At 70.4% G+C, this 9,976-nt stretch carries 10 protein-coding genes; 6 read left to right on the top strand and 4 right to left on the bottom strand.

The genetic code is table 11. The features are described 5' to 3' along the window. Positions 1-42: 42 nt before the first annotated feature. The 3 genes from ACFV9G_RS24100 to ACFV9G_RS24110 form a co-directional block, all read right to left on the bottom strand. On the bottom strand, positions 43-462 hold the full coding sequence (locus tag ACFV9G_RS24100; RefSeq protein ID WP_378730716.1) for a DUF1707 domain-containing protein: 420 nt from the start codon (positions 460-462) through the stop codon (positions 43-45). A gap of 115 nt (positions 463-577) precedes the next feature. Beyond that, on the bottom strand, positions 578-1,498 hold the full coding sequence (locus ACFV9G_RS24105) for an AEC family transporter (RefSeq protein ID WP_378730718.1): 921 nt from the start codon (positions 1,496-1,498) through the stop codon (positions 578-580). A gap of 4 nt (positions 1,499-1,502) precedes the next feature. Then, entirely contained in the window at positions 1,503-2,213 is a 711-nt protein-coding gene (locus tag ACFV9G_RS24110; RefSeq protein ID WP_378730720.1) for a GntR family transcriptional regulator, read from the bottom strand. Between the two features lie 144 nt (positions 2,214-2,357). On the opposite strand from ACFV9G_RS24110, the gene ACFV9G_RS24115 reads away from it, so the two are divergent. Genes ACFV9G_RS24115 through ACFV9G_RS24130 form a run of 4 tightly spaced genes read left to right on the top strand, consistent with a single transcriptional unit; the run spans position 2,358 to position 6,319 of the window. Further along, the gene (locus ACFV9G_RS24115; RefSeq protein WP_378730722.1) at positions 2,358-3,653 is read left to right on the top strand and encodes an MFS transporter; all 1,296 of its coding nucleotides are present in this window, start codon (positions 2,358-2,360) and stop codon (positions 3,651-3,653) included. Further along, on the top strand, positions 3,650-4,621 hold the full coding sequence (locus tag ACFV9G_RS24120; protein WP_378730725.1) for a phosphoglycerate dehydrogenase: 972 nt from the start codon (positions 3,650-3,652) through the stop codon (positions 4,619-4,621). Before ACFV9G_RS24115 ends, ACFV9G_RS24120 begins: the two co-directional genes overlap by 4 nt. Beyond that, positions 4,618-6,012: an acyclic terpene utilization AtuA family protein gene (locus ACFV9G_RS24125; protein WP_378730727.1), complete on the top strand. Its 1,395-nt coding sequence runs from the start codon at positions 4,618-4,620 to the stop codon at positions 6,010-6,012. Before ACFV9G_RS24120 ends, ACFV9G_RS24125 begins: the two co-directional genes overlap by 4 nt. Next, on the top strand, positions 6,005-6,319 hold the full coding sequence (locus tag ACFV9G_RS24130; RefSeq protein ID WP_378730730.1) for a DUF4387 domain-containing protein: 315 nt from the start codon (positions 6,005-6,007) through the stop codon (positions 6,317-6,319). The genes ACFV9G_RS24125 and ACFV9G_RS24130 overlap by 8 nt, the downstream gene beginning before the upstream one ends. A gap of 1 nt (position 6,320) precedes the next feature. Here ACFV9G_RS24130 and ACFV9G_RS24135 read toward each other — a convergent pair whose 3' ends face one another. Continuing rightward, complete coding sequence (locus ACFV9G_RS24135) at positions 6,321-7,013, bottom strand: SGNH/GDSL hydrolase family protein (RefSeq protein ID WP_378730732.1); 693 nt, start codon at positions 7,011-7,013, stop codon at positions 6,321-6,323. Positions 7,014-7,281: 268 nt separating this feature from the next. Here ACFV9G_RS24135 and ACFV9G_RS24140 point away from each other — a divergent pair, with 268 nt between their 5' ends. Both ACFV9G_RS24140 and ACFV9G_RS24145 read left to right on the top strand, forming a co-directional pair. Then, positions 7,282-9,090 (top strand): hypothetical protein, encoded by a 1,809-nt coding sequence (locus ACFV9G_RS24140; RefSeq protein ID WP_378730735.1) that lies wholly within the window; start codon positions 7,282-7,284, stop codon positions 9,088-9,090. A 69-nt stretch (positions 9,091-9,159) separates the two neighbouring features. Next, a complete protein-coding gene (locus tag ACFV9G_RS24145; RefSeq protein WP_378730737.1) occupies positions 9,160-9,684 on the top strand; it encodes a GNAT family N-acetyltransferase in 525 nt (174 codons plus the stop codon). The last annotated feature ends 292 nt before the right edge of the window (positions 9,685-9,976 follow it).

Here is a 9,976-nt window from a genome sequence, read left to right on the forward strand (position 1 = left end):
AACCTAGTGGTGAGCCCGGGTGGAGGCCATCGATTCCCGCAATCAGTGCACGGAACGATGGAAGTGCTGGTGGCGGCGGTGTCCGTGGTGGTGTCCGTGGTGGTGTCCGTGGTGTCCGTTGCGGAAGACGAGGGCCCCGACCGCGATCGCGGCGAAGACCCACCAGGGCACGCCCATCACGACCAGCCCGATGGCCACGAGCAGGAAGCAGGCGACCAGCGGGAAGGCCCGCGGTCGGCCCCGGCGGGGGCGGCGGGCGACCTGCGGTGGCTGCGGGGCACTCTTCGGCAGGTCGGTGAAGAGCATCTCCAGGTCGGCGCGGACCTTCGCGGACCAGACCGCGTCCAGGCGCTCGTAGTAGTCGTCGTCGGTGAGTCGGCCGGTCGAGTAGTGCTCGGCGAGCCTCGCCGACGCCTCCTCCCGATCGGCCTCGCTTACCCGCAGGTTGTCGAGGTTGCTCATGTCGTCTCCCTTGTGAAGGCTGCTTCGACTGTCGGCGTAGTGTCCCGATATATCGCGAGGGTACGCCGGAAGGAATGCAGTCGCAAGGGACTTTTGTCGGGGCTCAGCCGCCGCCTCAGGTGAGCAGAACGACGACCAGCAGGATCGCCGGCACCGTGGCCAGCGTGCTGACGAAGATGACGTCCCGGGCCAGCAGTACGGCCCGGTTGTAGCGCTGCGCGACGACGAAGACGTTCTGCGCGGTCGGCAGCGCCGAGAGCACCGTCACCGCCAGCAGCGCCTCGGCGTCGAGCCCGAGCAGGAACCGCCCGATGACGTACGCCGCCACGGGCTGCACCACCTGCTTGGTCGCGACCACCGCGGCGAGGTCGAGCGGCGGCACGCCTCGTCCGGGAAGCGGGCCGAGCCGGAGCGCGACCCCGTAGGCGATCAGCATCGAGGGGACCGCCATGCCGGCCACCAGCTCCAGCGGGTCGGAGACCGGCATCGGGAGGTCGAGGCCGGAGACGGAGAGCGCCACCCCGATCAGGGAAGCGACGGTGATCGGGTTGGTCAGGGGTCGGCGCAGGATCGCCCAGAACGAGAGCCTCGTCGCGCTCGCGTCGGCGTCGAGGATCACCAGCGCCAGCGGCTGGAGCACGAGCATCTGCAGCAGAAGCGTCGGCGCGACCAGGACCGGGTCGCCCAGGACGTACGACGCGATCGGGAGGCCGAGGTTGCCCGCGTTGGCGTAGGAGCCGCACAGTGTCGCGACCACGGTGGTGCCCAGGTCGCGACGACGCAGGCGCGCGACGGTGACGATGAGGGTCGCCGAGACCAGTACGGCGCCGGCGACGGCGACCAGGTTGCCGGAGAACACGAAGCCGAGGTCGCTGTCGTCCATCACCGTGATCAGCAGGGCCGGGCTGGCGACGTAGAACGCGAGTGTCGAGAGGGTGCGCTGGCCCTGCTGGTCGAGGATCTTGAGCTGGGCGAGCAGGGCGCCGAGCGCGATGAGGACGCTGATCGTGGCGAAGCCGGTGAATACCCCTGCCACGGCCTTAGATCTCGCGGCGCAGGTCGAGGAGCCCGCGGGCGGCGTGCTCGGTGACGATGCGCTCGGCCTCGACCGCGTCGTGTCTGCGCAGGGCGAAGACCAGGTCGCGGTGCTCGGTGTAGCGGTCGGCGCCGAAGTCGTCGCCGGCCAGCAGGTGCGCCCGGGAGATCTCCCGTTGCCGTGAGCGGGTCAGCGAGCGGGACTGCTCCAGGAGGCGTACGAGGACGGGGTTGTGGGCCGCGGCGTTGACCTGCTCGTTGAAGCGGCCGAGCACGTCGAGGAAGCGATCGGCGTGCTTCTCCACCGGTCTGCCCTCGCGGTGGCGTGCCCGGATCAGGATCACCAGGTCGTCGGCCTCGTCGAGCAGCCGGTCGAGCTCGTCGAGCTCGTCGTCGCTCACGTGCCGCGCGGCGAACCGGGCGGCCAGGCCGCGCAGCGCGACCTCGACCTCGGCCAGGTCGTGGCCGGCGTCCTCCCCGATGCGGGCCACCAGGGTCGTACGCGGCCCGACCCGTTCCACGAGTCCGTCGAGCTCGAGCCGCCGGATCGCCTCGCGGACCGGGGTCGGGCTGACGCCCAGGCGCTCGGCCATGCCGCGCTCGGTCACCTTGGCGCCGGGCGGGAGCTCGCCGGAGCCGATCTGGCTGCGTAGAGCCTGGTAGACGCGCTCGGCCACGGTCGTGGTCTCCGGCATCTCGGGGGAGGGGATCGACATGGCCCCGATTCTAGGCCACTTTTCCAGCAGTGCCACCTCTTGACTGTTTTGCTGTAGCAAAACTACTGTGAGCGCCGCCACATGCCGCAGAGACTCATTCAGAGACCAGGCAGAGACCAGTCAGAGATCACGGAGGTCCGTCTCGTGAGCACCACCATCCCCACCGCACCACCTCGGCAGCTCGGACCTCGCCGGATCACGCTCCTCGTCGCGCTGGCGGTCTTCGCCCAGGAGTCGATGTGGAACTTCTACGACAGCCAGGTGCCGCCGCTGCTGCGTGAGCACCTGGCCAGTGCCGCCCTGGTCGGCTTCATCATGGGCATGGACAACCTGCTCGGGATCTTCATCCAGCCGTGGATGGCCAACCGGTCCGACCGGACCCGCACCCGCTGGGGCCGGCGGATGCCCTACCTCGCCGTCGGGATGCCGCTCGCGGCGCTGCTGTTCGTGACCCTGCCGCACACGGCCGACTCGCTGCCGCTGCTGATCGTCGTCATCGTCGCGTTCGCGCTGGTCTCGAACTCGTTCAAGCCGATCGGCGAGGCGCTGGTGCCCGACTTCATCGCCCCCGAGCGCCGCAGCCGGGCCAACGCCGCCGTCAAGATCGCCTCCAGTCTCACCGTCATCGTCGCGGCCCTGGTCAGCATCCTGCTGGTCGACGACCACCCGGCCCTCGCCTTCGCGGTGATCGCGCTGATCACCCTCGTCTCGATCACGGTGCTGTGCCTCTCGATCCGCGACAGCTCCTCGCCCGGCTACCGGGCCGCGGTGGCCGAGGATGCCGACGAGGAGGCCGACGCGGAGTCGACGACGGTCGGGCAGGCGCGGATCCGCGACACCATCTGGGAGATCGTGCGTGACACCGACCGCAGCCGGCTGCTGCTGATCGTGGCCATCCTGGTCTTCGGCAGCGCCTGGGCGGGCTCGCGCGCGCTGGTCACGCCCTACGGCATGGAGACCCTGGGGATGTCGCGTGGCGACGCCGGTGGACTCACCCTGCCGAGCGGGGTCGCCTTCCTGCTCGCGGCCTACCCGACCGCACTGCTCGCCGAGCGCTTCGGCCGGCTGCGAACGATGATCGGCGGCATGGCGATCTTCGCGGCCGCCATGCTCCTCGGCACCCTGGTGCAGACCCCGACGGGCACCGTGGTCGCGTTCTGCATCGGCGCCGCCGGTGCCTCGGCCTTCCTGGTCAACGCCGTCGTCGTGCTGTGGAACCTGGCACCGTCGGCGCGGGTCTTCGGGACGTACGCAGCGCTCTATGCGGTGGGTTGGCAGAGCGGTGCCTTCCTCGGCCCGGCCCTGATCGGCGGGGCGGTCGACGTCCTGGGCTGGCAGACGATGCTGCTCGACATCGCGGTCGTCGCGGCGGTCGCGGTCGCGATCGTGGTGCGGATCGACCGCCTTCAGCGGCGCGGCGACGTCGAGAGGGCGGTGTGAGCGAAGTGGCCCGGATCCTGATCACCACCGACTACCTGCGGCCGGGCGACGAGGTCGACGACCTCCTCCGCTCCCGTGGCCACGAGACCCGCTACCCGTCCGGAGACCTGGTCGCGGATCTCGCCGGGGTGGAGGGCGCCCTGGTCGGTCACGACCCGCTCACCGCCGAGGTCCTCGCGTCCGCGGACCGTCTACGAGCGGTCGTACGCACCGGGGTCGGCTACGACGCGATCGACGTCGAAGCGGCGGCACGTGTGGGGATCACGGTCAGCAACCTGCCCGGGATCAACGCCAACGCGGTCGCCGAGTACACGATGGGGCTGCTCCTCGCCTCCTCCCGCCGGCTGGTCGAGAGCGCGACCGGTGTCGCATCCGGCGGCTGGCCACGCGGGGACGGCCGCGAGCTGCGCGGCTCCACCCTGGGCCTGATCGGCTATGGTGCCGCCGCCCGAGCCGTCGTTCCGCTCGCCCGGGCGTTCGGGATGAGCCTGCTGTGCACGACGGGTGTCCCGGCCGCCGAGCGCACCGACGCGGACGTCGAGTTCATGGAGCTGCCCGCGCTGCTGGCGTACGCCGACTTCGTCTCGGTCCACACCGCGCTGACCCCGAGGACGCGCGGGATGCTCGACGCCGATGCGTTCGCGCTGATGAAGCCCGGTGCGGTGCTCGTGAACACGGCCCGCGGTGCGATCGTCGACGAGCGCGCGCTCGCCGCCGCGGTCCGGGAGGGACGCATCGCGGGGGCCGCGCTCGACGTGGTCGCCGAGGAGCCGCTGCCGGCGGACAGCCCGCTGCGCGATGTGCCCGGCATCGTCGTCCACTCCCACCTGGCCGGGCAGACCGCCGAGGCCCGTCGGGCCGCCGGCATCGAAGGAGCCGAGGAGCTCATCGCCGCCCTGGCGGGCCGCCCGAAGCACGCCGTCAACGCCCACCTGATCGACCTGCTCGAAGAGAAGAGGAATCAATGAACGACCACAGGGCTGACTCCGTCAGCATCCTGGTGCCCAGCGGGATGCTCGGCGCCGGGTTCCCGGAGGAGACGATCACCCGTGGGATCGCACTGGGAGCGGACGTGATCGCCGTCGACGGCGGCTCCACCGACTCCGGTCCCTACTACCTGGGTGCCTCGAAGCCGAAGACCACAGCCGCCGCGGTCGCCCGTGACCTGCGGCTCCTGCTCCGGGCCGCGGCCGGTGCCGGGATCCCGCTCATCGTCGGCTCCTGCGGCACCAGCGGCACCGACGACGGCGTCGACTGGGTCGCCGGGATCGTCGCCGACCTGCTCGCCGAGGAGGGCCTGTCGATGAAGGTCGCCCGGATCTACAGCGAGCAGCGCGCAGCGGACCTGAAGGAGCCGCTAGAGGCCGGCCGGATCCGTCCGTTGCCGCCGCTGGGCGAGCTCGATGGGGCGACCCTCGAGGACTGCACGCACATCGTCGCCATGATGGGCCATGAGCCGATCGCCGAGGCACTCTCGGCAGGGGCTCAGGTGGTCCTGGCCGGGCGGGCGACCGACACGGCCAACGCCGCTGCGTACGCCTTGCTGAAGGGGATGCCCGCCGGGCCGGCCTGGCACGCGGCCAAGATCGTCGAGTGCGGTGGCCAGTGCACCACCAACCCGCGGACGGGTGGGGTCTTCGCGACCGTCGACCGGACCGGGTTCACCATCGAGCCCCTCGACGAGAGCGCCGCGTGCACGCCGATCTCGGTGGCCGCCCACATGCTGTACGAGACGGCGAACCCGTTCGAGATGCGGGAGCCCGACGGCACCCTCGATGTGCGCGATGCCGTCTACACAGCGCTCGACGAGCGCCGGGTACGGGTCGAGGGATCGCGCTTCCATCACGCCGAGCAGCACACGATCAAGCTCGAGGGTGCCCGGATCACCGGCTACGAGACCATGTCGTTCTCGGGGATCCGCGACCCGCTGATCCTGAAGGACATCGAGGGCTGGGCCTCGCTGATGGATGTGGTGTTCACCCAGCGGGTCGAGCAGACCCTCGGTCTGACCCGCGAGGAGTACGACTACGACCTGCGGCTCTACGGCTACAACGCGGTCCTCGGCGACCTCGACCCGTCCACCGAGCCGCCGCGCGAGGTCGGGGTGATGCTGCTCGTCCGGGCCGCCGACCAGGCTCTGGCCACCGCGGTCGCCAAGGTCGCCAACCCGCTGATGCTGCACCTGCCGGCCCAGGACATGGACTACCTGCCCAGCCTGGCGTTCCCCGGGTCGCCGGCCGAGGTCGAGCGAGGCGCTGCGTACGAGTTCGTGCTCAACCACGCCGTCGACAGCCTCACGCCCACCGCGATGTTCCGCACCGAGTTCCTTGCCGAGACAGGAGAGAAGCACGATGTCTGAGACCACCCTGGGGGACCTCGCGATCGAGGTCCGCTCCAAGAACGCCGGGCCGTTCTGGATCACGATGGAGCTGTTCATGCGCGACGCCGAGGGCTACCGGATCGCGGCCGATGAGACGTTCCTCGACGAGGACGTCGTCGGCGGCCTCTACCGGGTCGATCCCGGGTCGGTCCAGATCTTCCGGATCCCGTCGCTCAACGTCGTCAAGATCTCCTACCCGCGCCCGGTCTCGCAGGGTTCGCTGCGCGACCGCGACACCCACGCCGGCCAGCACCACGTCCCGCTGGCCCAGCTGGTCGTGCGGTGAGCTAGAGGTCCAGGTGGTCGCAGACCGCCTGGGCCCAGCGCTCGTAGCCCGCCGGCGAGGCGTGGAACCCGTCGGCGGCGAAGAAGGACGGCTCCGCGGGACCGAGGTCGGCGGAGCTGACCCACTGCACCGAGGTACGCCCGGCGCAGACCAGCCGCGCCGCCACGTCGAGCTCCCGCCCGCGCTCGGCGAGGTAGCGCCGCAGGGTGCGGGGGAGCGAGGGGAACGCGCCGAACTCCGGGATCCCCGGGAGGACGGTGTGCGCGGCGTGCTCCTGGAGGGCCTCGACGATGGCGGTCAGGTCCCGCGTCCACGCCTCGACCGAGCGGCGCGCGAGGATGTCGTTGACGCCCACCAGGAGCACGGCGAGGTCCCACTGCCCGGTGACCTCGGTGAGGATGCCGTGCCGGATCCGCTCGCTGGTCGCGCCGTACTTCCCCAGGGCCCGCCACTCGACCGGACGCTCGGTCCGCTTCGCGATCGCGCGTGCCATCGACCCGGCGAAGGCGAGGTCGTGGGTGGGTGCGCCGCGCCCTGACGCGGACGAGTCGCCGATCACCAGCAGCCGCAGCGGCGCACCTGCCGGACCCGGTACGAGCCCCTTCGTCGGACCCTCCGGACGAGGCTCCTTACCGATGGTCCGATGGACGTACGCGGCCTGTGCGGCGACCAGTGGGAGCAGCAGTGGATTCATCTTCTCTCCCGCGCGGTTCCGTCGTGACGTACGTGCTCTTCCGTCGTTCTACAGCGCGTGCTCCGGCGGGTCTGCGACGTTGGCTGAACGGCGGGCGAATGTCCCCGGAAGGTTTGACACAAGGGGTCCTCGCGTCGGTGAACGTTGGGGTACAAGACAAGGGAATCCAAGACACGCGCCCCGACCCGCCGCGTGCCCGCCCTAGCATCACGCCCATCCGTGAGCGCCCACTCAAAAACCTCCCCTCACCTCGAAGGAATGCGCCGACATGTCCGACTTCATCAGCGGCATCTTCAACCGTCACAAGAACGAGCCCGCCAAGGCCGAGGAGGGGGCGTCGACCGACGCCTCCGCTCCCGTCCTCGGGGAGAACCTGGCCACCACCGAGCTGGCCACCGAGACCACCGCGTACGTCACCGACTCCGGCGTCGGCGAGGCCACCGAGCTCGTCGCCGAGCCGGTTGCCGAGCCTGTTGTCGAGCCTTTCGTCGAGCCGGTCGCCGAGACGGCGGTCGTCGAGACGGTCGCCGAGACTGCCGTCGTCGACCCGCTCTCCGACCCGGAGCACGTCGTCACGGACTCCGAGGAGACCCCCGCCGCCGACGTGGCCGAGCTCGCCGCCGAGGACACCGAGCTCGCGGCCGACGTCGTGGGCGAGGTCGCCGAGACCGAGACCATCGAGACGGTCGAGACCGAGGGTACGTACGAGGCGCCGCTCGAGGGCGCCGACGCCGAAGCCCCTGCCGCCGAGACCACCGACGAGGTCGAGGAGACCGTTGTCGAGGAACCGCCGGTCGAGACCGCCGACGAGACCCTCAACGAGATCGTTGCCGAGGAGGTCGCCGTTGATGGTGTGACCGAGGTCGAGGTCGACGCCGAGGACACGGTCGTCGAGTCCGAGGGAGAGGTGCTCGAGGCTGAGGCTGTTGTCGAGGAGGCTGCTGCCGAGGAGTCGACCGAGATCGAGGACGCCGTCGTGACCGCGGAGGACGGCGAGGTCTCCGAGGTCGAGGTCGTCGAGACCGTCGAGACCGTCGAGTCGGAGGATGCTGTCGAGCCGGACGCCGAGGTGATCGAGGAGACCGTCCTCCAGGAGGAGGACGAGCTGGCCGAGGCCGACGCCGAGGAGGCCTTCGCGCCGGTCGAGACCGACGCCGAGGAGACGGTCGTCGAGCCGGAGGCTGAGGTGCTCGCCGAGGAGGTCGCCGTCGAGGAGGCGCCCGTCGAGACCGAGGACGTCTTCGTGGCTCCCGAGACCGGTGAGGCGACCGAGGTCGGTGAGGAGGCCGTCGACGAGGACGCTGCTGACGTGACCGAGCCGGTCGAGACCGCCGCCGAGGTCGCCGACGTCGTCGAGGAGGAGACGCCCGTCGAGGACGTCGTCGAGGAGGCGACCGAGGTCGAGGTCGCCGCCGAGGACACCGAGGTGACGGTCGAGGTTGCTGACGCGGCTGCCGAGGTGACCGACGAGGTCGAGACCTCCGTGGAGCCGACCGACGTCGTCGAGGAGGCCGCCGTCGAGGAGGCCGCCGTCGAGGAGACCGCCGTCGAGGAGACCGAGGCGATCGTCGACGAGCCGCTGACAGAGGACGCGGCGGAGGCACCGGCCGACGAGGTCGCCGACGCCGTCGACACCGTCACCGAGGAGACGGCGACGGAGACGGTCGAGGAGCCCGCCGCGGTCGAGGAGATCGTGTCCGAGGCGCCCGCGCCGGGCTTCGCGCCCGAGCCGGTCGTCGAGCCGGAGCCCGACGCCAACTCGACGCTGACCGGCGTCCTGCGTGCGGCCCGCGAGGAGCGCGGCGCCTCGACGGTGAGCGAGGGCCTCGTCGAGCGCCTGGTCCACCACGTCGTCGCCAAGATCGACGGCGTGCACGCCATCGACGACGAGGGCACCTCGGTCGACATCGCCGACGACGTCGCCAACATCACGGTGTCCTACGTGATCGCCTACGGCACCAACGTCAAGAGCAACGCCGCCACGATCCGCACCCAGGTGATCGAGGTCGTCGAGGACTACTTCGACATCGACGTCGAGGCCGTGGACGTCAACGTGAGCGACTTCCACATCGCCTGACCCTCCGCCGGACGGCATGGGAGAATGACCGAAAGCCTCGGAGCGCACCGCGCTCCGAGGCTTTCGTGTATGACCACACTCCACACCCACCTCGACCTTCCCCGTCCCCTCACCGCCCGCTTCGCCGAGCCCGACGACCATCTCGCTCTCCGCCACCTCTGGCTGCTCTTCCGCCACGACATGTCGAGTTACAGCTCCACCCTTCCGTTCGCCGACGGCACCTTCCGCTCCGAATGGCTCGATGCCGCCCTCCGTTCCGACCCCGGCTGGCGCGCCTGGATCCTCACCGCCGGCATCCACCCCATCGGGTTCGCTCTGGTGCGGGACGCCGACCAGCCCGTACGCATCCTGAACAGCTTCTTCCTCGTCGCCGCTGCTCGTCGGGGTGGGCTCGGACTCCAGTTCGCTCGGGCTGTTGTCTCTGCGGCTCCGGGACAATGGGGTGTGGCCTATCAGCAGCGGAATCGTGGGGCTGTTCGGTTCTGGGATCGGGTGACCGACGAATGTGAGCGGTCGTGGGATGAGACTGTGGGGGATACGTGGCTCTGGTTCTCGGTGGGTGTCGGGGGCATGCCCGGTGGTCGAGTCGACTGACGTCGCGGTCGAGCCGCCGGGCCTTCCCGCTGGTCGAGCCGCCGGGCCTTCCCGCTGGTCGAGCCGCCGGAGCCGCTAGGCGGAGGCGTGTCGAGACCAACACAGTCCTCTTGCGTCTGGAGAGCTCGCTTATGGGCTGTGCTTCGTTGCAGGGTTCGCCGCCGACCCTTGCTTTGAGTGTTTCTCGATCGCGCGCCGCGTCAAGGACGGGCTTCGCCCGCCGGCTTCGCCGGCCGCTTCGCGGTCCTTGACTCGGCACCCGATAGAGAAAGATTTCGCCGGTATAGGGGCG

The organism is Nocardioides sp. NPDC059952, assembly GCF_042730435.1.
GTDB lineage: Bacteria > Actinomycetota > Actinomycetes > Propionibacteriales > Nocardioidaceae > Nocardioides.

What these genes read in the sequence shown, in the direction of transcription:
- ACFV9G_RS24110 (WP_378730720.1), bottom strand. Translation starts at nt 2,213, where the DNA reads ATGTCGATCCCCTCCCCCGAGATGCCGGAGACCACGACCGTGGCCGAG.
- ACFV9G_RS24100 (WP_378730716.1), bottom strand. Translation starts at nt 462, where the DNA reads ATGAGCAACCTCGACAACCTGCGGGTAAGCGAGGCCGATCGGGAGGAG.
- ACFV9G_RS24130 (WP_378730730.1), top strand. Translation starts at nt 6,005, where the DNA reads ATGTCTGAGACCACCCTGGGGGACCTCGCGATCGAGGTCCGCTCCAAG.
- ACFV9G_RS24140 (WP_378730735.1), top strand. Translation starts at nt 7,282, where the DNA reads ATGTCCGACTTCATCAGCGGCATCTTCAACCGTCACAAGAACGAGCCC.
- ACFV9G_RS24135 (WP_378730732.1), bottom strand. Translation starts at nt 7,013, where the DNA reads ATGAATCCACTGCTGCTCCCACTGGTCGCCGCACAGGCCGCGTACGTC.
- ACFV9G_RS24145 (WP_378730737.1), top strand. Translation starts at nt 9,160, where the DNA reads ATGACCACACTCCACACCCACCTCGACCTTCCCCGTCCCCTCACCGCC.
- ACFV9G_RS24125 (WP_378730727.1), top strand. Translation starts at nt 4,618, where the DNA reads ATGAACGACCACAGGGCTGACTCCGTCAGCATCCTGGTGCCCAGCGGG.